The following is a 21,009-nucleotide window of genomic DNA, read 5'->3' on the forward strand; positions in this document are numbered from 1 at the left end:
GCTGGCCATCGCAGGGGAAGCACATAGTCAACCGGTATTCGACCTATCGGAACACTATTTGTCACTCCAATGCCCGCAGGAGAGATGTTCGTCCGGCATTCCAGCTCGCATAGAGGTGCAGGGCAACAAGGCCATCGACGTAGAGGCACGCCGCCGCCCCGAACACGATGTCCTCAAGAGTCTCAGGTTCATCCTCCGCCAGCGATCCAGCGAGGTCGCGGGCTGCGATCTGCTCGTGAACCGCATCCGCTTCGACATGTTCGTCGAAGTAGCGTCTCACCTCGTCTCCGAAGCCGAGACGGCGGAACGCGCGGGCATACTGCGCATTGGGGATCGACGAGGTCATCTCGAATGCCGCCAAGTGGCCGGCAGTCGCCCCTCGCAAGCGGCGGTTGAGACCAAACATCGACATCATGTTGAGCGAGGCCAAGGTGATGGGCGGCACGACATCGACGTAGAACCCATAGCGAGTTTCGAGCCCCAGGCCCTCCATAGTGCGGGCAAAGAGCGCCGAGTGCATCCGCTGCGGGCGCCCTCCCCCATACTCGTCGGACTGAATCTCGACGAGAGCCGCCTTGGCCCGGCCCTGGAGCCGGGGGATCGCCCACGAGTGCGGGTCTGCCTCCCTCAGCGTGTAAATCGAGCGCTGCACCAAAAACTCTCGCGCCTGTTCGAGAGTGGCATTCTTGGCCATCCATCTCGCGAGGCTGGGGCCCTGTTCCGCCCCGGCCATTGTGAACAGAAGCTCCGGCAGCTCTTCGGCTGTCGGCAGAGTCTTGGGCATCTGCACGCGATCTCGCAGTTCCCTCTCAAAACGGCTTTCAATGCGCGACCTGATGCTGATGAGCCCGGGGTTCCACTCCCAGTCACCGGTGACCCACTCCCCCGGCCCGTAGTGGAGCGAATAAAGAAGGAACAGGGTGAGCTGGATGTCACCATCGGTGGCTATTTCCTCTGCCATCGCGAGGGTGGTGTATGCGGTTTCCGTGACGACCGAGCTGTCAGTCTCCTGCGCAGAGAGCAACAGAATCAACGATTCCGACAGGGGGCCCCGGGGGGTAGGAACGTTTTTCGCAAGCTTCATTGGCCACGCTTGGGTGGTGCTCATCGGGATACCTTTCGGCGAATTTCGCTGTTTCACGGTCAGTTGACCACGATTTGCTCCCGCTTATTAGGGGTTGAATTTTGCCCAAGGGTCGCTATGAGGTCCGCCACATACTCGGCCCGTTCTCACAGTTCAACCCCTTATATGCCGTACCCCGCTTTCCTAACGTTGAGCCATGCCACGTTTTCGTTGGATAGTGATCGGGGCGGCCGCTGCGGCGGGCGCGACTCTCGCTGCGCGGTCGGCGCGCACAGCGGCTGCACACCAAGAAGAAGATGACACCCGATGGCGCACGGTTTCGATCTATCGCTCTCGGGAAGAAATCCTGCCGGGGGGCGGACTCCCCGTGCCGCTCGCTGAACTTGGCGCCGCCATCGAGGTGCGTGCCGTGGAAGCACCGGGGGCAGGGGCACCGAACTGTCGGCGCGCTGGGCGCCCGGCTCCGACCGGACGCAGCACCGGAGCGATCGCGTTGGCGCGCTGCGCAGGGCTCTGCGAAACGCCAAACAGCTCATTGAGGCCGGAGAGATCGCCACAACCGAGGGCCAGCCGGAGGGGTCTCGCTCGGCAACGCCCACCGGATTCATCACCGACCTTGTCTCCTCTAAAGCCAAGTCGAAGGGAGTGTCATGAGAGCACTGTGCTGGCAGGGGCCCAACAAACTGGGAGTCGAAACAGTCGACGACCCGAGCATCCTGAACCCGCATGACATCATCGTCAAAGTCACCGCTACAGTGACGTGCGGCTCCGACCTTCACCTTCTCGCCGGGTACGTGCCGTTCATGCGGTCGGGCGATATTCTCGGCCACGAGTTTGTTGGTGAGGTCGTCGACATCGGCTCTGCGGTGCGCCAGCGGCAGATCGGCGAGCGCGTCGTGGTCTGTTCGTTCATCGCGTGCGGCCTGTGCTGGCCGTGCAGCCAAGGCCTGTGGTCGCTGTGCGACAACACCAATCCCAACCCGGGAATCGGAGAGGGAATGTTCGGAACATCGAGCGGCGGATGCTTCGGGTACAGTGCCCTCACGGGAGCCTACGCAGGATCACACGCCCAGTACGTTCGGGTGCCGTTCGGCGACATCGGGGCGTTCACCATCCCCGACGAGGTCACCGATCAGCAGGCAGTCTTCGCCTCCGACGCCGTACCGACCGGGTGGCAGGGCGCGTTCGACGGCGGCGTCAAGCCCGGGGACGTTGTGGCCGTGTGGGGTGCCGGCGGGGTCGGCCAGATGGCCGCACGATCAGCGATTCTTCTCGGAGCCGAACGGGTAATCGTGATCGACCGATTGCCGGAGCGCCTCGACCAGGTCACTCGGTTCATTGGCGCTGAGACTCTCGATTTCTCGGGAGGCGACCTCCAGGCGCGATTGCGGGAACTCACCGGTGGCCGGGGACCAGATGTCGCGATCGAGGCGGTGGGCATGGAAGCCCACACGGCTGGCCTCATCCAGACCTACGACAAGATTAAACAGGCCGTGCGCGCCCAAACCGACCGGCCGCAGGCGGTGCGAGAGGCGATCATCGCGGCCCGCAAGGGTGGCACCGTCTACGTTCTCGGGGTCTTCGGCGGGTTCGTCGACAAGTTCCCCCTCGGTGCCGTCATGAACAAAGGTCTCACCATGAGATCCGGCCAGCAGAACGGGCACAAATTCATACCGATGCTTCTCGAACGGATCTCTCGCGGCCAGATCTCCACGGACCACCTGGTGACGCACCAGATGTCGCTGGAACAATCCCCGCGCGGCTACGAGATGTTCAAGAACAAAGAGGATGGGTGCGTTCGGGCACTATTTCGCCCCTGAGCGCACAGTCACCGTTTAGTGGGGGGGCAACAGCCTTAGGCCTGCAGGCTGGCCCGGTTATCAAAGCTCTCGGCAAGACGACGGTAGGCACCACGAAAGAACACCAGCGGCTCGCGAGCGGTGTGCTCCATGGGGCTCATCTCGACTACGCGTGCGACAACGATGATGTGGTCGCCTGCCACGAGTTCGTCTTCGAGCTCGCAATCAACCCACATGACGGTGTCATTGATCACGGGGTTGCCTCCCATAGTGGCCCTCCACTGGATGCCGGCCCACTTGTCACCCGAGCTGCGCCCGAACTGCGCGGAGACGTGCTGCTGGGATTCCGACAGTACGTTGACGCAGAATCGACCGGCCGCGCGGAGCTTGGGATATGTGGTCGACGTTTCCATCACAGAAAACGACACGAGGGGCGGGTCAATCGACTGACTAAAGAACGACTGGCATGTCATGCCAACCGGCTCTCCCTCGTGCATTCCAGAAACGATCGTGATTCCCGAAGCAAAGTGCCCCAGGGTTGCCCGAAAGTCGAGGGGAGAAAACTCGCCGCGAGCGGCCAAGGGGTGGAGCGTCTTTTCCATGACAATTCCAATGCTCAAAGGGGCTGTGTCACTAGCCTGCACGCACTCCCAACGGGCAGACAAGCGCGCGGGGTTACGTTCTGGCGAAGGCTCAGTTACTCACCGATTGCGCCAGTGTCGAGCCCCTCTTACGACGGTGAAGACAGGGATTCTGAGCCATTTCGCCGCCATCGCGCACAGCCTAAACGTGCCTCATACGACGGCTGGGCGGCGCGCAAAGCCCCGTGTTGCCGCAGCCCCGACGAGGGCGACGATGGCAACTGCGAGCAGCGAACCGGCAAGATCCCATTGAGCGGCGAATGCACCAAGCACGATGGGGCTGAGGGTCGCGCCGATTGCCTTGGCGATCGACTCGGCGGCGGCCGCGCTCGAACGGATAGCCGGGTACCACGAAACCATCACGGCGGGGCTGAGCGGCATGAGCATGCCCGTGAGGATGCCTAGCACGATGAGTGCCGCGATCTCCGCGATAAGAAAACCCGATCCAACGGCCACAGCGTACGCGATGCAGGCGAGCGGCAAGAGCCAATAGATGCGACCCAGGAGCTCCGTCGCCGTGTACCTCGTCAAGCTCAGCTGATTAACACTGCTGCCGAGGAACACCCCGACGGGAATCAGTATCGCGAGCCCGATGCGCTGCGTGATCGCCGGGTCGGTCTCATTCAGGAGCAGGCTTACGCCGTAGTGGCCGCTCTGGATAATCCAGCCGACACCGGCCGCCGCGATCAGCAGGCACAGGGTCGATTGGCTGCGGGCGGTGAGGCCTACCTCTCGTATGAGGGCCCGCAGCCGCACTGCGAAATGCGGAACCTGTTCATCGGATGCCGCGTGCCCCGGCCCACTCGGCATGCGGTTGACAAGCACTGGCGTGAGGCAGAGCACCCCGATTCCGTACGCCGCTACGACGCCGAAATATAGGGATGGCGCACCTATTCCCGCGGCAGTAGCGCCGAGCGCGAGTCCCGTCGCCGCGCCGAGACTGTTGAAAGTTTGAAGGTTGGAGAACGCCCGGTCGCGCCTTTTCGGGTCGGCGTTGTGTGCGTCGGCGACGATGATCGAGGCACACAGCAGCAGCACGCTGGTTGTGACACCCGTGAGGATTCGACCCGTCAACAGAACGGCAACGTTGGGCACAACGATGAGAGTCAGAGACACAACGACGTTGACGGTGACGGCCCACGGCAAGACTTTGCGGGCGGGGATTAAATCGAAGAGAGGCCCGAATACGAGAGTGGCCAGGGCGGATGCGGCGTTGTAGATGCCGATCGAAATTCCGACGGTCATGAGGTCGGCACCGAGCTGGTGGCCGAGCGCGACAGAAACCGGAATGTAGCCGAGCTGCGACAGCGGGGTGAGCAGCACGAGCATGCCGGGCAACGGACCGAGCGGGTGCACTCCCCGGGTGGAGCGGCTCACAGACACTCGCCCGCGTCTGCCTGCACCCGCTCCGGCTCGAGGCCTATGCGCACAACATCCGTGCGCTGTCGGCCCGAATATGTGAGCACAACATCACCCGACGGCACCCGCACGGTCGTCTCGATCAGCAGAAGAGGGTCACGAAGGCCGACATCGAGAACCTCGGCAGCAGACGCATCCGCCGCTATCGCCGAGATCGTGCGCTGCGCCCGAAGGCCCGAGTAGCCAAAGCGGCCCTCAAGTACCTCGAAGATGTCGCCCTGAGCGTCCGCCGGTTCGAAGCGATCTTCGCCCCGAAGTGGCACATGGTAGGTGCGCAACGAGCCAGGTTTGCCGTTGTAGTTGAACACCCGCTCGAAGATTGCGAGACGCTCGACATGCGGCGCGAACTCCGCGCGCATGGGCTGGGGAATGGTTGCCGACACTCGCCAGCCGATCAGCCGCTCCCACCGAAGGGTGCCGGCGTCGCGCACCTGGAGCGAATCGACGAGGTGGTCGGTGCGCCACCGCGACGGGTCGCTCATGACATACGTTCCGACTCCGACCGTGCGGTCGATAAGACGCTCATCCGCCAACATCTGCAGCGCGATGCGGGCGGCGTTGCGCGTGCAATGAAACTGTCTCGCTATCTGCTCATCGGAGGGCAGCCGCTCGTCTTTGTCCAGCGAGGCGACCACAAACTCGGCGAGAAGGTCTCGCAGGCGGCGAGCTTCGTCCTGCCTGCGGTGCTGGCCGAGGTCGAGGATGCGGTCGCCCGCCAGGTCGCGGGCGACGCGCGTCGGGGTCGGCACCGCCGGGTCGTTCTTCGGCGGCGCCACTGCCCGCCCGCGTTCGCCCAACACCGCGTTACTCGAACCTCGGAACGCCGAGGGTCTCGCGCAGCGTCGACCCCTCGTATGCGGTGCGGAAGCGGCCGCGCCGTTGAAGCTCGGGGATGAGGAGGCCGACTACATCGATAAGGTCGCGGGGGGTCACCTGCGGATGCGCGATCATGAAGCCGCCGCGGCTGCCCGAGGCCTCATATGACTCCTCAAGGTAGTCGGCAACCTGCTCGGCGCTGCCTGCAACGGTGTGGTCATAGCCCGTCGCGGTGCGCCAAGCGCTATCGATCAGTTCGTCCTTGGTCATCTCATGGTCGGCGCCATGCTCGGCGATCAAATCGCGGAAGGTAACGGGGCTCGCGTTCTTAGCGATCACCTCCTCTGTGAGCTCGGCGAGGGTGAATCTATCGGGCAGCTTCGCAAAGTCGAGGCCTGAGTTGTGCGACATCTGGGCTGCGGCAGCCTCGCGCGGCAGGAGGCCCTGCAACTGGTTCTTGCGCGCCTGGGCCTCCTCGGCCGTCTGGCCAACGATGATCTGCAGGTCCCACAGGATTCCGACCTTCTCAGGGTCGCGGCCCGACTCCACGAGAGCGGCATCGAGCGCTTTTCGGTGCTCGGCGCGATGCTCATTCTTAAAGGCGCCACCGAAAATGACGTCCGCGAACCGAGACGACGCCTGGATGCCCCGAGGAGAGCCGCCCGCCTGGATAAGTACCGGCGCCTGCTGAGGGCTCGGTACCGAGTTAAGCGGCCCCTTCACGGTGAAGAACTCGCCAACGTGATCGATCGGCGCCACCTTCGACGCGTCGGCGACCTGACCTGTCTCCCGGTCCCAGAGGTAAGCATCTGCTCCGACGCTGCGCCAGAGAGCGGTGCACACCTCGACGAATTCCTCCATGCGGCGATAGCGGGCGTCATGATCCATCAGCTCATCGAAACCAAAGTTGGCCGCATCCGCCCCCCTGCTCGACGTGACGATATTGAACGCCATGCGCCCGCCGGTGATGTGATCGAGCGAGTTGAGGAGTCGCGCCACATAAAACGGCGGCAGGAACGTCGACGAGTAGGTAAGACCAAAACCGATGTGGCTCGTCTCCTGCGCGAGTGCCGCGATGTAGGGGCTCATGTCTTGCCGCGGTGCGCCGATGCCCCAGCGCACGGCCGCATCGATCGAGTCGCCGTACGTCGACGGAATGCCCGTGCCATCCCCGAAAAAGATCATGTCCATGCAGCCACGTTCTGCGGCGAGCGCGAGCTCCTTGTACATGCGAAGGTCGGGAAAGTTGTAGCCCGCCCACGACCCCGGCAGGCGCCAACGCCCCTGATGGTGCGAGAACGAAAGGTCGAGAGCGAGGCTCATTTGGTAGGTCATTGGTGCTCTTTCTCAGTGCTTTTAGGCGGCGGCGACGGCGGGCGTATCGATGTGGTCAAGGAGCGGCATGACCTCCGTTCCGAAGCGTTCGATGCCATCGATGAAGTCGTCGAACGTGAGCATGATGCCCGCAGTCCCGCTCACGGCCGCCAACCGGTTGAGGTGGTTGGCGATCGTCTGAGGCGAGCCGACGACCGGGGCTCCACCGCCATAAAACGGGTTGCTCTTCGCCTCGGCGACCTTCTGTGCGATCGATGCGCTTGACCCGTCGGTGGACGTGTCGTTCGAGTACTCGCGATACATGCCCTCGAGCGCCCCCGCATCCGCACCCTTGGCATAGTGCTCCACCTTGCGGGCCGCATCGGCGTCGGTATCGCCGATGATGAGCATCGACGAGGCAAACGACTGGGGGTTGCGCCCCGTCACGGCCGACGCCTCCATGAGCGACGCATGAGACGCCTCGACCTGCTCGGGTGTCGCACCGGCGCCGAAATGGAAGTCGGCATACTCGGCGATAAAGCGCCGGCCTCTCGGCGACGCCCCCGCCGAGATGATGTCGATCGAGTTCGTCGGCTTGGGCAGCACCTCGCAATCCTCAACGGTGAAGTGCTCGCCCGCGAAGTTAACCCGTCCCTCAGCCCACGACTCTCGCAAAATGTGCGTGAACTCGCTGAGGTAGTCGTAGCGGTAGCCGTAGTAATCGTCACCAGGCCACGCGCCCATCTGAGCGTATTCGCTGCGGTTCCAGCCGGCGACGAGGTTGAGGCCGAACCGACCGTTCGAGACGTCGTCGACCATCGCCGCCATCTTGGCCGCGACGACCGGATGGTAGGTAAGGGGCGAGATCGTCGCATAGAGCTTGATGCTCTGCGTGACGGGGGCGAGCGCCGCCATGAGGGTGAACGGGTCGATCGTGTAGTCCCAATGCTGCGTTGTTCCGCCGAAACCGCGGTACTTGAGCATCGCGAGGGCGAAGCCGAAGCTGTATTTCTCTGCCCGCTGCACGATCTCGCGGTTGAGGTCGTAACTCGGCATGTACTGGGGAGATGTCTCCGACAGGATCCATCCGTTGTTACCCACGGGAAGGAAAACTCCATAGCTGACCATTGCTGCTCCGTTCAGTGCGTGTCGAAGATGTGCTGATATCGGGCGACCTGCGCCTTGATGGCATCGACCTCCTCGGCGGTGGGGTTGTCGGGATCTACGGGCACCGGAAGCGAACCGAACTTGAGGAGGCATGCCATGAGAAGCATCCGTGCCTTGTGAGCCATGAGGTTGCTTCCGGCGATGACGAGGCCGCCCTGAGTCGCCGAACGGAAGGCGAACCCGCCGCCCCCACGGCCCACGGCCACCACCGGCATCCCGCGGAAGATCGCCAACCGCAGCGCAGCGGCGAGCGACTCGTAGACGCCGCCATACGGGGCGGAGCCCTCGGCGACAAAGCCGGCGAGCGCGTGATCGCGCAGGTTCTTCTCGATGCGAGCGAGAACCTCGACCTCGCTATCGGCGCTGTCGCTGAAGTCATCCTGTCCATAGTTCACGTATTTGGCGACCGTGACCTTGGGCATCGCTGAGGCGAGAAGTGCCCCCGTGTCGTCCTTCACCGAGACCTCGACGGCGGCGAGGGTTTCGCCCCGCAGCATCGTTCCGGTCACGGACGTTGGCAGCCGGTCCAGGGTCAGCTCGGACTTATGAGTGTGCTTCGCGACGGGAATGAACGTGAGCACGGGTTCTTCGACCGTGTTGCCCACGACTCCACCTGTGCCGCCCATCGCCACGTAGCCGCCGGGGCGAGCATCCGCCTTGACGACCTCGCGAGCGGTGAAGACCTGGCCGTTCTGAATCATGACGGCGCCAACACGGTCCAGGCCAGCCTCGTCGGCCCACACACGAGAGGCGATGTATGAGGTCGCCTGCACGAGGTTGTGGTCACCGTCGTTGCCCAAGACACCGTGACCGTACTGCGAGCAGTTGCCCACGATGGGCACGGTCGCGTTGGTGAGAAGGTTGAGCCAGTAGACGGTTTCTTCTGTCGTCGGGCTTCCCTCAAGCCAGATCGCTCCGTCGTAGTCACCCTCGGCCAGGGTCGTCGAAACCACGTTGGTGAGCTTGGCCAGGGTCGAGATCGCCGGCTCCTGCCGGGCTGGCATGTAAGGAAAGAAGTCCTCGCCGAGGACCTCAGGCGGGATCGCCCCCTCCCCTTTGTCGGTGCGCTCATGCTCGGGCTGACCGAGCGTGTATCCGCCAGACGGTGCCGCCCGCACAAAATCGAACTCGGCCTGCGAGCTGAGGAGGTTGTTATGCCCCGACCCGTCCACCGCATACCGGTCGATCTCGGTGACGATGCGCGAAGCATCCGGATAAAACAGCTGGCGCGCCTGGCCGTCGACCGAGATCTGCGAATCCCAAGCCGAGCCGTCGGCCTGGGTCGCAGCGTAGGGCAGCATGTACGGCCCGTGCGATGGTTCGAGGGTGACCTCGTAAACGGGAGTACCGCCGGCAATCGCTTCAGTCGTGAACTTGCCCGTGACGGGGTCGATGAACCCGTCGGCATCGGCATAAAGCCCCTGCGCGTCACCCTCGAGCGGATGCGCGGAGTAGGCCTGCACGTATGCCGTGACCGGTGCCGCAAGCAACTGCGACCGGACCGTGTCGTACCCCGCCCCTGACGCCACCGGCAACAGACCACGAGCCTCGCGAACCGAGGGGCTCGTGACAAGCGACGGACTGTTCTGGATGGTCGCGCGGGGCCCTGAGAAGATGACGATTTTCGGCTTGGACGTGTCGTGTGACATTGTTCTCTTTCTGATAGCGATTGACGACGGCGAGACGGCTACTGGAACTTGAGGGTGATGATGCCGTCGGGCAGTTCCGCGAATCCGAGGTTCTCTTCACCGACGAGCGGGATGAGCACCTCGGCCATCTCCTGAAGGGCTGTCTCGGAGTCATCCGTGAAAGTTGCTCTGAGCGCATCGCGGCTCATGTCGCGCAGTTCAGCGACGATCACCTCATCGGTGATGCCCATGTTCTCGGCTTGCTCCGCCCACACCTCGTCGTCCTCCATGAGAATTTCGTAGGCCTCTTGGTAGGCGGCGACAAATGCTTCGACGTTCTCGGGGTTCTCCTCGATGTAGCTGTCACGGAACCCGTAGACGAGGTACGGGACCTCGGCGGGGAGCCCGATTCCGGTCGCCATCTCGGCGAGGGTTGCGATGACCGTGTCACCGGCAGCCGTCATGGACGGGGTCATGTCGTTGTACATCTGAGTGGCCTCGAGCTCGCCCTGGCCGATGAGTCCCTGGAGCAGAGCGGGCGACGGCGACTCCTGCAGTTCGGCATCCGATTCGAGATCGACGCCGAACTCCTGCTCCGCATAGGCCTTCAAGATGAACCAGTCCGAGGATGTCTTGCCCATGATGCCGAGCTTGCTGCCAGCCAGATCACCAATGTCTTCGATGCCTGAGTCCTTGGCCGCCACGACGGTATTGACCCAGCTCGTGAAGGGCGCAACTGCCGTTGTGGGGATGTCGGCCAGAGTCAGGTTCGCCAGTACGTTCCACGATGTGGTCATCGCGTCGCCCTCGCCCGTGCGGAACACCGTCTGGGCGTCATTCGTGTCTGTGACTTCGAGGGTAAAACCGTACTTTTTGTCGAGCCCCTTTGACTTGATCACATAGGCAGGGAACGCTTGGGTTCCGCTTGGGCTCACGAGCAGCTTCACGACGCCGCCGTTGCCGATGGCGTCATCGCTCGCGGGCTCTGTCACACCTTCTGCCGTGGCGCATCCGGCCAGGAACAGTGCGGAGAGCCCCAGCGCCAACGCGCCCAGCCCCTTCGATGTTGTTTTCATGGTTGCCTCAGTTCTGTGTCGAAACGAGTGGAACGGGTCGGGGGTGGCACGTCGGCCGTCAATCTGGGGTGTCTCCGATCACGGTGACCAGGCGCTGAACGACAACCCGGCTAGCCTCGAAAATGTCGGCGCTTTCGCTTGAGCGGGGTCGCTCAAGATGACCCAGGTCGATCTCGTCGGCGAACGAGCTCTGGGGGCCTCGCTTCATGATGAGAATGCGGTCGGCCAAGAACGTGGCCTCGAACGAGTTGTGGGTCACGAACACGACCGTGGTCTTGTGCTGCGACCAGATCTCGAGCAGTTCTGCACGGAGGCGGCGAGCGGATAATTCGTCTAATGCGCTGAACGGCTCGTCCATGTAGAGCACATCGGGTTCAATGCTGAAGGCCCGCGCAATGGAGGTGCGCTGCTGCATGCCTCCCGAAAGCTCGTTCGGATAGAAATCCTTGAACTCGAGCAGGCCGACCATGCCCAGGTATCGGTCAACCCGTTCCTGCCACTCCGACTGCGGATAGCCGGCCGCCTTGAGGGTGAACTCCAGGTTGCCCTGCACCGTTCGCCACGGCAGCAGACGGGACTCCTGAAAGATGTAGGCGCTGCGCACGCTGGCGATGTTCGGGTCTTCGACGTCGATGCCGCGAACCCGTGCCGTGCCACTGAAGTTTCTATCGAGGCCCGAGAGGATGTTGAGAAATGTCGACTTGCCACACCCGGAAGGCCCAAGGATGCACACGAACTCGCCCTCCGTTGCGGTGAAGCTCGCGTCCTGAAGCACGATCCGATCGGGTTCTCCCCTGCGGCCCTTGTATGACTTCTCAATATCCAGGCATTCAATTGCGGTCGTCTCGATAACGGACTTGCTCATTACTGCGGACTGAAACATGGCATTCACCTTCGTTGTTGGTGTCGCGCGGGGGTCGTGGCGGTTACGAGTTGCTGAGCGTCTTGCGCCAGTGGAAAAGCTTGTGTTCGATGAACCCGAAGATGCCCATCTCAATCACGAGCATGATCACCAGAAAGCCGAGCGCATAAGCGAGGACCTGGGTCATGTTGAACAACATGTAGTAGTGCTGAACCTGGTATCCGACACCGTTGCTGCGGCCGAGGAGTTCGATAAAGAGGATCATCTTCCACACGAGTCCCAGCCCGAACCGGGCGGAGGCGAGGAGGGTGGGCGCGAGTTGCGGCAGCACGACCGACCTCACGATCGTGAGACGAGAATTGCGAAACGCCTTGGCCATGTCGATGAGCCGGGTGTCGATTCCCTTTACTCCCTCCCACACGTTCACAGTGAGCATGGGGATTGTGACGAGCGCCGCAGCCACGACGGTTCCTGTCTCGTTCATCCCCACCGTCATGAACACGACGATGATCGTGACGAGGGCGGGAATCGTCATTCCGATGACGAGCCACGAATCGAAGAACTTCTCCACGCGGGAATACATGCCCATGAGCACCCCCAGCACGCTCGCCACCACCAACGCGACGACAAAGGCGAAGACAACCCGCCCGAGAGTGACCCCGAGGTGTGGCCAGATCTCACCGCTGGCAATGTTCTTGCCCAATTGCTCGATGACCACCACTGGCCCTGGCAACACACTTGTGGGCAGGATCACCGACCCGAGCACCCACAGAAGCACGGCGGTGGCTATGGATGCCGCCCTGATCAGGTGGTCTTCTCCAGGGCGGCGCTTCTTCTTCTTGAGCCGATTACTTGTGGTCGGCCGCGCCGATTCGGGGCTCTGCGCCGCCGGTGAGACACCGCGCGCACCGTTGACGTCAATTGTTTCGCTGGTCGCTTGCGGTTGGTTCACTGGTGTTCCGATCTGCATCAGTCCTGAAAACACGGTCGGAGCGACGCTGCTCGGCGCTGGAGTCCCGGGGGACGGTGGCAACTAGAAGCTATCCAGCCAGTGTTTCCCCGCCGTTGCCGCTCCGTGACGGATTGCTGCGCCAGTGGGATTCCCTCATCTCTCCCCAGGCAAAGGGCGAGACGCTCGCCTGCGCCAGTTCGCAGGGGTTATTCGGGCCCGCCGGGCATGCGAACGCGATGACGACGGATGCATCATCCGCATCGTGGTCACGTTCGTGGTCAGAGCAAGTAGGCGTCCACCATGAACGGGCCACGGATGTCGCGCAGCGTGTCGAGGATGCGCTGCAGACCGCGCTCTCCGACAGAAGGAATCTGCAGGTCGAAGGGGCCAAGGGGTTGCAGCTTGCCCGTTCGAATGCGGATGACCTCCCACCCGGCGGAGCGGAGCGCACGGTCTTTGCGCTTGTCTGCCTCTTCACGTTTGCCAACATGCTCGAGGCCGTGGCGACCGATGCTGTCATATTCGAGCGCGACGCGCAGCTCGGGGAGCAGGATGTCGGGCCACACTTCGAGGTGTCGAAAGAACGGTCGGGCCACCTTCACGGCGGTGAACCCCTGGGTCACGCTGAGGCGGGCGAACAGGTCGGCCCGCATCTGGGCTTCGACCGCCGATGCGGGTTTGGGGGCGCACTCACTGGCGAAGGGCTCGCCGACGGCAAGGTTCGGCGTCTTGCTGCACACGGGCGGGACCGGTCGCTTTGGCTTGGCCTTCGACGCGACGGGCACCCCCGCCTGCACCGGTTTGGGCTTGGCGAGCGCCAAGCATTCCGGGCACCACACAGAACGCCGCCGCTCGCGGCTCGGGCGTTCACGCTGCTCGGTGGGAGTGGCAACGAACCGGTGGCCGAATTGCTCGCACTGCCAGAGCAGCAACACATCGGCTGCGGGCGGGATCTGCGTAAGCATGATTCCGTCGTTGTACTCGGGGTGATACTGGCGCACCAGCGCGGGGTAGTGCGCCCACGCCTCCCGATAGGTGCCCACGGGATAAGGCACATCCATGCCCCTCGAAAACTGGCGACGCGCCCACCAGTCCTGAATCCTCTCTGGCATGCCAACAACGGTACGCGCCTCCACTGACAGTGAGCGGGAGACAGTGAGCGGGAGACAGTGAGCGGGAGACAGCGAGCGGCAGGCAGCATCCGCTGACGAGCGTCCCTTAACTGTGGCGACCCCATTTGCTGGTGAGGCATACTCGAATGCATGGCAGGCGTACCCAACGGCTTCGAGTTCAGCGTCCACAGCGACCGCGTAGAGATTCGGCACCATGGGCGGCTGGCCACCACCCTGCGCAAGTCCGCAGCACTCAAGTTTCTCAACGCTGTTGAGCGCGATGACCCCCAGCAGGTAATGGCGAGAGTCACCGGAAACTACAAGCGGGGCAACGAGCGTTCAAGCTCCCACCGACCGTAGGACTGCTGGCGCGCGCCCACCCACCACCCACTGAGGGGTCCGAAGTTCGCCTTCCCGCGGGGGGTTGAACACGAATTTGGGACCCCTCAGCGAAGAAATCGAGGTGCGCGCAACCTACGCGGCGCGCACCTCGATCTCGCCAGGCTCCGCGCCTGATGCGCCAAAGATGAGCTTGCGGTTGGCAATCTTGTCGGTGAAGAAACGGTCGTGGCTAACGACGATGACCGCGCCGGGAAAGTGCACGAGCGCCCTCTCCATGACCTGCGTGCTGGCGAGGTCAAGGTGGTTCGTCGGCTCGTCGAGCAGCAGAACGGATGCTCCCGAGAGCAGGCACTGCGCCATCGCCACGCGGGCGCGCTGCCCACCCGAGAGCTCCCGGATGCGCTTCTTGAGGTCGGCCTCGGAGAACTGGAACATGGCCAGAAAGCGGCCCACCGACTTGCGGGTCGCGGCAAGGGCGAGGCTGTCGGGCATGGCGTTGACCGAGTGGGTGACGGTGTCGTCGCCGTCGAGGTTCTCGAGCACCTGGTTGTACGAAACAACCTTGGCTCCGGATGCCCAGGCCACGCTTCCCGCATCAGCTTTCTCTTCACCGGTGAGCACGCGAAGCAGCGTGCTCTTGCCGCTGCCGTTGGCCCCGAGCACAACGATGCGGTTGCCGCGGCGCACCTCAAAGCTCAGGTCGGAGAACAGGGTGTGGTCGCCGTAGGACTTGGTGAGTCCCTCGACCCGGCACAGAACATCCTTCACATGCAGCCCGCCGTAGATCTCCGTGATGATCTGGTCAACGGGCCGCGGAGCCCGAGCCTTCTTGATTCCGGATAGCTGCTTTCCGAGCGACTTGCTCGCGTTCTTCGCGGCCTCGCGTCGGTCGGCGATGCCCTCCGCCTCGAAGGCCAGAAGCTCTGATTCGTGCACGAACTGCTGCTCAAGGGTCTTGAGCCGAAACTGCTTCTGCACCACATACTCGGCAAAGTTGCCCGGGTATTCGTGCAGGTGAAAGTTCTCGACCTCGATGATGCGGGTCGCCACGGCATCCAGAAATTTGCGGTCGTGCGAGACGATGATCGCGGCACCCTTAAAGTCGCGAAACCACGACTCGAGCCATTCGACTCCGGCAACGTCGAGAAAGTTCGTGGGCTCGTCGAGCAGCAGAACCTGCGGGTCTTCGAGCAGGATCTTCGCCAGCGCAGCGCGGTTGCGCCATCCGCCAGAGAGCTCGTCGATCGCGCAGTTTCTGCGGGCCTCATTGAACCCGAGGGTGGTGAGCGCCTGGTCGATCTTGCGCGAGTAGTCCCACCCGTCGATGCGATCCATCTCGGCGAACAGGTCGGACTGCCGGTGGATCAGTTCGTCCATGTCGCCACCAGATGCAGCCGCAGCGGCGATCGCTTCGTCGATCGTGGCGAGCTCACGCTCAACGGCATGAACGTCGTAGAAGAGCGCATCCAGAACCTCGGTAATGGTGGCGTCGCCGCTGAGCTCGGAGAACTGCGAAAAGTATCCGATGCGGGTGCCCGGGTCGACCGTGACCGTGCCGGTATCTGGCTGCACCTGGTCAAGCACGAGTTTGAGCAGGGTGGTCTTGCCTGAGCCGTTTCGCCCGATGAGTCCGACCCGGTCGGCGTTCTCGAGGCGAAAAAACGCCTCTCTCAGAATCTGCGCGTTTTCGAATTTCACGCCCACATCGTTGAGTCGGACCAGACTCACTCCCCGGCCTCGATCTTCGCCGCAGCGGTCGGGTCGGAGTCGTTCAAGAACGTCGCCAGGCGCTCGACCTCGTCCTCTTCGCCAATGGCGTCGGCGGCACGCTGGAGCGCAAACAGGGCACGAAGCACACCGCGGTTGGGCTCATGCGACCACGGCACAGGGCCGTGACCCTTCCATCCGGACCGGCGCAAAGCATCCAGGCCGCGGTGGTAGCCGACGCGGGCGAACGCATACGACTCGAGGGTCTTGCCCTCGGCAAACGCTTCGTCGGCGAGCAAAGCCCAGGCAAGCGAGGAGGTGGGATGCGCGATGGCGACATCGGATGCCGAGAAATCCGAGTCTGCAATCACCTGCAGAACGTCGGGCTCTTCGGGTAGCAGGGTCGGCTCAGGGCCGAGGAGGTTGGTGGGCGTGAGGTTCGTGGGCATACCCCCACGCTAGCGTGGCGGCGATGTGAGGGGTTCCTGCCGCTGTCGGGCCCGGCGGTGTCTGCACTGCGATCGATTCAGCCATCCAACTTGTGTGAGACCGCGACAGCGGCCCGACTGCCGACGCTGGCGCCATAGAACACGAGCCCGAGAATCGCGACGCATCCCACGAGCACGGCCGTTGCAAGCACCGGAGCGGACACCGGCAGAAGCGCCACGACGCCACTTGCGATTGATGCGTATCCGGCGAGCATCGTGGACCGCTTTGCCCGGATGTGAGCCGCCAGCCACGCCTCGTCACTCGCCATTGTGCTGGCGACGCGGATGCCGGCGACCGAGTTGCGCTTCAGACGCCCCGACGCTGCCGCGCGAGCCATCCACAGGAGCAGAATCCCCGAGCCGACCATGACAACGAACAACACAACTCTCACGCCCAGGTCGTCTTCCATGGCGACGATTCTATTTGCGCGACGTCTCCCCACCCGGTGCTGTTCCGCCCGGAGCCGATCCGCCCGGTGACTGCGGCGGGGCATCCGGGCCTGCGCCAGATTCCTCTGGGTTCACGAGAACATCGTTAAAGGTCCGCACCTCTTCTGGTGTGCGCTGATCCCACGACGGCTTGCGCACGGCGTAGAAGATCAGTGGGGGCACACCGAGTGCGATCACGACCACACCCACGAGCACGGGATAAACCCAGCCTGGCGCGCCACCAGCGAAGTTGTCTGGCGGAATAAAGCCGAGGCAGAAGGCTGCAAAGCAGGCGATAAAGCCGACCGTGGCAATCACAAACATTCCGGGAGTGCGATAGGTGCGTTTGACGTTCGGTTGCGACTTGCGAAGCTTCATGGCCGCCGCGAACATCAGCATGTACATGATGAGGTACAGGGCCGCCGCCATATCGATCAGGGCGATGAATGCGGTGTTGATGTTCGGGATGAACAGAAACAGCGAGGCGAGAAGCGTGACGATGATGCCCTGCGGGATGAGGATGCCCGACTGCACTCCGGCCTTGTTTCGACGCTGCAAAAACGCCGGCAGATATCCGGATCGCGCCGCCGCCAACAGACCGCGGGACGGGCCAGCAATCCAGGTGACGACCGAGGCGAACGCACCGAGAGCGATCAGCAGCGACAGCACTGGAGTCAACCAGCTCACACCGAATGCTTCGAAATAGTTTTGGAACGCGAGGTTGATGCCGGTCGTCAGCCCCAGCTGTTTCGAGGGCACAACGAGACCGATAGCGATCGTCGGGATGATGAACAGCCCCAGAATTAGAACCGACGCGATGAGTACCGAACGGGGGAACCCCTTTCCCGGGTTCTTCAAGTCGTTGGCGTGGACAGCGTTAACCTCCATGCCCGCGTAGGCGAGCACGTTCGACACGATGAGAACGATCGAGGCAATGCCTGTGAACGGCGGGATGATCGATGAGGCCTCTAGGGAGATCTCACTGTGCCGCCCGGACCCGATCCAGACGAACGCAAAAATGATCAGCAGCAGGCCGGGCAAGATCGTGCCAATGAGCCCCGACCACGATCCGACTTTGGCAAACAGATTGCCGCCCCTCAGGGTGATGAGGGTTGATCCCCAGTACAGCACCACGATGACGATGGCCGTATAGGCACCGGAATCGGCAAGCTTCGGGTCGAGAAAAACAAATGCGAGGCTCGCAGCGATGAACGCGATCTGGGTTGGGTACCAAACCACGTTCTGCACCCACTGCAGCCAGATTGCCTGGAACCCCCATCGTGGTCCGAAGGCCTCCCGCACCCAGGTGAAGACTCCGCCCTTCCACCCCGTCGCCAGCTCCGCCGCAACAAGCGCGGTGGGCACGAGAAAGAAGATTGCCGGGATGATGAATAGCGTGATCGACCCGAGGCCATAGCCGGCCATAGCCGGAAGACTTCGCAGGGATGCGACCGCGACGACCGTAAGGATGGCCAGTTGCCACACGGTCATAAACGTGGTGGCGGTGGTGGCCGGAGCGCCGATGGCGGGGCGGTGCTTCACCTTTTTGAACGGATGCGGCGCCACATGCTCTTCGCTCGGGGCTGCCGTGCCATCCGCCCGTGTGGGCTTCTTCGAATGACTGCTCTCAGTTGACATGTCACACCTCAGTGAGTAAAGGAGGTCACTTGGCCCTCAGCCGGGATTGGAGTCTCGAGGCGGTCGAGATATTCGACAGCCTCTTTGATGTCGATCACGAGCGATTCGGCCAAATTGCGGCTAAACCCGTTGCGCACCACGATGCGCTGCACAACGAGATCGGAGATGTCATCGGGCATCGGGTAGGCCGGAATCAGCCATCCCTTGAGCCGCAGTCTCTCTGAGAGGTGGTAGAGGTTCCACTTGTCGGTGTAGCCCTCCTTCAGCTGCCAGGCGAACACAGGAATGTCGCTGCCGTCATTCCACAGCTCGAACGCGCTGATTGCCGCGATCTCACCCGAGAGATAGAGAGCAACGTCATGCGACGCTTGCTGAACTCGGCGATAGCCGTCCCATCCCAGCCGGAGGAACAGGTAGTACTGAAGCAGCACCTGTGCGCCCGGTCGCGAAAAGTTGAGGGCGAACGTGGGCATCGTGCCGCCGAGGTAGCTCACCTCAAAGACCAGGTCCTCGGGAAGGTCCCCCACGGTGCGCCACACAACCCAGCCGAGCCCCGGATAGACGAGGCCGTATTTATGGGCAGAGGTGCTGATCGAGACCACCCGATCCACCCTGAAGTCCCACTCCAGGTCTGTCTGCAGGAACGGTGCGATCATTCCTCCCGAAGCACCGTCGACGTGGATCTTAACGTCGAGACCCGTCTTGTCTTGGATGCGATCGAGGGCGGCGGCGATCTCTGCAACCGGCTCATACATTCCGGTGTACGTAACGCCCATGATGGCGACGACACCGATGGTGTTCTCGTCGACATACTGTTCGAGGTCATGCCCGTCGAGCACCTTGTGCTCAAGCGAAATGGGCACAAACCGGGCCTCGACGTCCCAGTAGTTGCAGAACTTCTCCCAACACACCTGCACTGCGCTTGAGAGCACGAGGTTCGGCTTATCGGTCGATTTGCCCGCTGCCCGCCTGGCCAACTGCCAGCGGCGCTTGAGCGCTAGCCCGCCCAGCATGCACGCTTCTGACGACCCGATTGTTGATGTGCCGATCGAGTTCTCGGCGTCGGGAGCATTCCACAGCCTGGCAATCATCTTCCAGCACCGCGTCTCGATTGCCGCGGTCTGCGGATACTCGTCTTTGTCGATCATGTTCTTGTCGGCGGATTCCATGTAGAGCTTGATCGCATGGTCGTCCATCCACGTTCCAACGAAGGTGGCCAGATTCAGTCGAGCGTTACCGTCGAGCATCGACTCGTCGTGCACGATCTGGTACGCCGTCTCAGGTAGGGATTCGCCCGCAGGAATCTGATCCAACGGAAAGTCGGTGGCTTCTCCCGGCCTGGCAAACAACGGATTCAGTTGATTGAAATCTCCATAGCCCGTGAAGGCGTTGGGGGACGTTTCGTTCGTGGGGTCAGAGGCTTTAGCGTTCATACGTAACGACTGTAGAAAGGGCTGTCTACCTGCCAATCACCCCGGGCGGGTGATAAGTCCCGAATCCCCGCCATTCTTCCCCTGAGGGGCAAACACGAACCCGAGCATCGCGGTGCAACCCACGAGCACGGCCGTTGCGAGCACAGGCGCGGACACGGGCAATATCTCTCGGTTCAGCGATCTCGCAGGCTAATTCGGGTGCGGGGGCGCGCCGCACGGTGTAGTACGGGTTCCATGGTCCAGATAAGAGACTCCATCGACATCCAGGCGCCACCCTCCGAGGTCTATGCCGCGCTTCGCGACCTCGCCGTCTACCCAAGCTGGCTCACGCACTCAGTGGTTTACCGAGGAACGAAGGTCACCGCGTCGGCCAGCGGGCTGTCGTACGAGGACTCAACTATGGTCGGTCGAATGCACGGCGAGCTGGTCGAAGATGTGCCCGACCATGCGCTCCACTTTCACCAACACCTGAGTTCGGGTGGCCTCGATGCGCACATCCGTTACAGCCTGGACGCTACAGGAACGGCCACCCACCTCACCCGTGTTGGCGACATGACAACGAAGGGCGTTCTCCACATGATGCAGCCCATGCTCGTGCGGATGGCAGCCGCAGAGAGCAAACGGATGATGGGCGCGCTCAAGGCACGTGTCGAGCACCACGCCTGAGGTCATGATGGTTGCGCAGGAGCTGCACAAGGACTGACGAATTTTCATGCCGGTGAGACTGGTCGCGGCACCCGCGAGCGCCACCGCGGCGAATGTGATCGCTTGGGTCTCAAGGTGGAGGGCCACGGCGACTCTTCCCATGCGCCGGATCGAGCGTCGATGCGCGAGTAGCGTCTTCCGCAATCAGAACGCCAAGGCCCCCTCCCGAGGAGAGGCCAAGCTCAGCGTCCAACGCCTGCGACGTGGACAAAACGTGAAAAACCCCCCTGTATCCCATATAGACAAGGGGATGCAGGGGGGTTTTCAGTGGCGGTACCGGTGGGATTTGAACCCACGGTGCGCTTTCACGCACACAACTTTTCGAGAGTTGCACCTTCGGCCGCTCGGACACGGTACCGCCAACGATTGTAGTACACGCTGGCACCCCCGGATGCAC

The 21,009-nt window shown here is 62.7% G+C and carries 19 protein-coding genes and 1 tRNA gene; 3 read left to right on the forward strand and 17 right to left on the reverse strand.

Annotation, left to right across the window (positions count from 1 at the left end):
- Window positions 1-61: 61 nt before the first annotated feature.
- Window positions 62-1,108, reverse strand: coding sequence for an iron-containing redox enzyme family protein (locus C2138_RS11270; RefSeq protein WP_108517909.1), 1,047 nt, complete (start codon window positions 1,106-1,108; stop codon window positions 62-64).
- A 626-nt stretch (window positions 1,109-1,734) separates the two neighbouring features.
- On the opposite strand from C2138_RS11270, the gene C2138_RS11275 reads away from it, so the two are divergent.
- Window positions 1,735-2,904 carry a zinc-dependent alcohol dehydrogenase gene (locus tag C2138_RS11275; RefSeq protein ID WP_108517911.1) on the forward strand — a complete coding sequence of 390 codons (1,170 nt, stop codon included), beginning with the start codon at window positions 1,735-1,737 and terminating at the stop codon, window positions 2,902-2,904.
- Between the two features lie 35 nt (window positions 2,905-2,939).
- Here the strand turns inward: C2138_RS11275 and C2138_RS11280 are convergent, their stop codons facing one another.
- From C2138_RS11280 to C2138_RS11325, 10 genes are all read right to left on the reverse strand, one after another.
- Window positions 2,940-3,485: a flavin reductase family protein gene (locus tag C2138_RS11280; protein WP_108517913.1), complete on the reverse strand. Its 546-nt coding sequence runs from the start codon at window positions 3,483-3,485 to the stop codon at window positions 2,940-2,942.
- 192 nt (window positions 3,486-3,677) lie between these two features.
- Complete coding sequence (locus C2138_RS11285; protein ID WP_108517915.1) at window positions 3,678-4,901, reverse strand: MFS transporter; 1,224 nt, start codon at window positions 4,899-4,901, stop codon at window positions 3,678-3,680.
- Window positions 4,898-5,719: a UTRA domain-containing protein gene (locus tag C2138_RS11290; protein WP_108517917.1), complete on the reverse strand. Its 822-nt coding sequence runs from the start codon at window positions 5,717-5,719 to the stop codon at window positions 4,898-4,900. The genes C2138_RS11285 and C2138_RS11290 overlap by 4 nt, the downstream gene beginning before the upstream one ends.
- Window positions 5,720-5,747: 28 nt before the next feature.
- Complete coding sequence (locus tag C2138_RS11295) at window positions 5,748-7,094, reverse strand: NtaA/DmoA family FMN-dependent monooxygenase (protein ID WP_108517919.1); 1,347 nt, start codon at window positions 7,092-7,094, stop codon at window positions 5,748-5,750.
- Window positions 7,095-7,115: 21 nt separating this feature from the next.
- Window positions 7,116-8,201 carry an LLM class flavin-dependent oxidoreductase gene (locus tag C2138_RS11300; protein ID WP_108517921.1) on the reverse strand — a complete coding sequence of 362 codons (1,086 nt, stop codon included), beginning with the start codon at window positions 8,199-8,201 and terminating at the stop codon, window positions 7,116-7,118.
- An 11-nt stretch (window positions 8,202-8,212) separates the two neighbouring features.
- Window positions 8,213-9,889 (reverse strand): asparaginase domain-containing protein, encoded by a 1,677-nt coding sequence (locus tag C2138_RS11305; protein WP_108517923.1) that lies wholly within the window; start codon window positions 9,887-9,889, stop codon window positions 8,213-8,215.
- A gap of 38 nt (window positions 9,890-9,927) precedes the next feature.
- A complete protein-coding gene (locus C2138_RS11310; protein ID WP_108517924.1) occupies window positions 9,928-10,944 on the reverse strand; it encodes an ABC transporter substrate-binding protein in 1,017 nt (338 codons plus the stop codon).
- Window positions 10,945-11,002: 58 nt separating this feature from the next.
- The gene (locus C2138_RS11315; RefSeq protein ID WP_108517926.1) at window positions 11,003-11,827 is read right to left on the reverse strand and encodes an ABC transporter ATP-binding protein; all 825 of its coding nucleotides are present in this window, start codon (window positions 11,825-11,827) and stop codon (window positions 11,003-11,005) included.
- A gap of 43 nt (window positions 11,828-11,870) precedes the next feature.
- The gene (locus C2138_RS11320) at window positions 11,871-12,758 is read right to left on the reverse strand and encodes an ABC transporter permease (RefSeq protein ID WP_159078212.1); all 888 of its coding nucleotides are present in this window, start codon (window positions 12,756-12,758) and stop codon (window positions 11,871-11,873) included.
- Window positions 12,759-13,036: 278 nt separating this feature from the next.
- Complete coding sequence (locus C2138_RS11325) at window positions 13,037-13,870, reverse strand: zinc-ribbon domain-containing protein (RefSeq protein ID WP_108517929.1); 834 nt, start codon at window positions 13,868-13,870, stop codon at window positions 13,037-13,039.
- 150 nt (window positions 13,871-14,020) lie between these two features.
- Here C2138_RS11325 and C2138_RS11330 point away from each other — a divergent pair, with 150 nt between their 5' ends.
- Window positions 14,021-14,230, forward strand: coding sequence for a hypothetical protein (locus tag C2138_RS11330; RefSeq protein ID WP_108517931.1), 210 nt, complete (start codon window positions 14,021-14,023; stop codon window positions 14,228-14,230).
- 114 nt (window positions 14,231-14,344) lie between these two features.
- On the opposite strand, the gene C2138_RS11335 is transcribed toward C2138_RS11330, so the two are convergent.
- The 5 genes from C2138_RS11335 to gad all read right to left on the reverse strand — a co-directional run bounded on the left by C2138_RS11335 (window position 14,345) and on the right by gad (window position 19,907).
- Window positions 14,345-15,910 (reverse strand): ABC-F family ATP-binding cassette domain-containing protein, encoded by a 1,566-nt coding sequence (locus C2138_RS11335; protein ID WP_241961109.1) that lies wholly within the window; start codon window positions 15,908-15,910, stop codon window positions 14,345-14,347.
- A 26-nt stretch (window positions 15,911-15,936) separates the two neighbouring features.
- Window positions 15,937-16,368 carry a DUF3151 domain-containing protein gene (locus C2138_RS11340; RefSeq protein ID WP_108517934.1) on the reverse strand — a complete coding sequence of 144 codons (432 nt, stop codon included), beginning with the start codon at window positions 16,366-16,368 and terminating at the stop codon, window positions 15,937-15,939.
- Window positions 16,369-16,445: 77 nt separating this feature from the next.
- Window positions 16,446-16,817, reverse strand: coding sequence for an SdpI family protein (locus tag C2138_RS11345; RefSeq protein WP_159078213.1), 372 nt, complete (start codon window positions 16,815-16,817; stop codon window positions 16,446-16,448).
- Window positions 16,818-16,827: 10 nt separating this feature from the next.
- The gene (gadC, locus tag C2138_RS11350; protein ID WP_108517938.1) at window positions 16,828-18,474 is read right to left on the reverse strand and encodes a glutamate/gamma-aminobutyrate antiporter GadC; all 1,647 of its coding nucleotides are present in this window, start codon (window positions 18,472-18,474) and stop codon (window positions 16,828-16,830) included.
- An 8-nt stretch (window positions 18,475-18,482) separates the two neighbouring features.
- Window positions 18,483-19,907, reverse strand: a complete 1,425-nt coding sequence (gad, locus tag C2138_RS11355) for a glutamate decarboxylase (RefSeq protein WP_108517940.1) — start codon at window positions 19,905-19,907, stop codon at window positions 18,483-18,485.
- Between the two features lie 234 nt (window positions 19,908-20,141).
- Between gad and C2138_RS11360 the strand changes: the two genes are divergently transcribed.
- Entirely contained in the window at window positions 20,142-20,573 is a 432-nt protein-coding gene (locus C2138_RS11360) for an SRPBCC family protein (protein WP_108517942.1), read from the forward strand.
- A gap of 307 nt (window positions 20,574-20,880) precedes the next feature.
- Here C2138_RS11360 and C2138_RS11365 read toward each other — a convergent pair.
- Window positions 20,881-20,970, reverse strand: a tRNA-Ser gene (locus tag C2138_RS11365).
- Between the last annotated feature and the right edge of the window lie 39 nt (window positions 20,971-21,009).

It is taken from the genome of Salinibacterium hongtaonis (assembly GCF_003065485.1).
GTDB lineage: Bacteria > Actinomycetota > Actinomycetes > Actinomycetales > Microbacteriaceae > Homoserinimonas > Homoserinimonas hongtaonis.

What these genes read in the sequence shown, in the direction of transcription:
- C2138_RS11270 (WP_108517909.1), bottom strand. Translation starts at nt 1,108, where the DNA reads ATGAGCACCACCCAAGCGTGGCCAATGAAGCTTGCGAAAAACGTTCCT.
- C2138_RS11275 (WP_108517911.1), top strand. Translation starts at nt 1,735, where the DNA reads ATGAGAGCACTGTGCTGGCAGGGGCCCAACAAACTGGGAGTCGAAACA.
- C2138_RS11280 (WP_108517913.1), bottom strand. Translation starts at nt 3,485, where the DNA reads ATGGAAAAGACGCTCCACCCCTTGGCCGCTCGCGGCGAGTTTTCTCCC.
- C2138_RS11295 (WP_108517919.1), bottom strand. Translation starts at nt 7,094, where the DNA reads ATGACCTACCAAATGAGCCTCGCTCTCGACCTTTCGTTCTCGCACCAT.
- C2138_RS11300 (WP_108517921.1), bottom strand. Translation starts at nt 8,201, where the DNA reads ATGGTCAGCTATGGAGTTTTCCTTCCCGTGGGTAACAACGGATGGATC.
- C2138_RS11305 (WP_108517923.1), bottom strand. Translation starts at nt 9,889, where the DNA reads ATGTCACACGACACGTCCAAGCCGAAAATCGTCATCTTCTCAGGGCCC.
- C2138_RS11310 (WP_108517924.1), bottom strand. Translation starts at nt 10,944, where the DNA reads ATGAAAACAACATCGAAGGGGCTGGGCGCGTTGGCGCTGGGGCTCTCC.
- C2138_RS11315 (WP_108517926.1), bottom strand. Translation starts at nt 11,827, where the DNA reads ATGTTTCAGTCCGCAGTAATGAGCAAGTCCGTTATCGAGACGACCGCA.
- C2138_RS11325 (WP_108517929.1), bottom strand. Translation starts at nt 13,870, where the DNA reads ATGCCAGAGAGGATTCAGGACTGGTGGGCGCGTCGCCAGTTTTCGAGG.
- C2138_RS11330 (WP_108517931.1), top strand. Translation starts at nt 14,021, where the DNA reads ATGGCAGGCGTACCCAACGGCTTCGAGTTCAGCGTCCACAGCGACCGC.
- C2138_RS11340 (WP_108517934.1), bottom strand. Translation starts at nt 16,368, where the DNA reads ATGCCCACGAACCTCACGCCCACCAACCTCCTCGGCCCTGAGCCGACC.
- C2138_RS11345 (WP_159078213.1), bottom strand. Translation starts at nt 16,817, where the DNA reads ATGGAAGACGACCTGGGCGTGAGAGTTGTGTTGTTCGTTGTCATGGTC.
- gadC (WP_108517938.1), bottom strand. Translation starts at nt 18,474, where the DNA reads ATGTCAACTGAGAGCAGTCATTCGAAGAAGCCCACACGGGCGGATGGC.
- gad (WP_108517940.1), bottom strand. Translation starts at nt 19,907, where the DNA reads ATGAACGCTAAAGCCTCTGACCCCACGAACGAAACGTCCCCCAACGCC.
- C2138_RS11360 (WP_108517942.1), top strand. Translation starts at nt 20,142, where the DNA reads ATGGTCCAGATAAGAGACTCCATCGACATCCAGGCGCCACCCTCCGAG.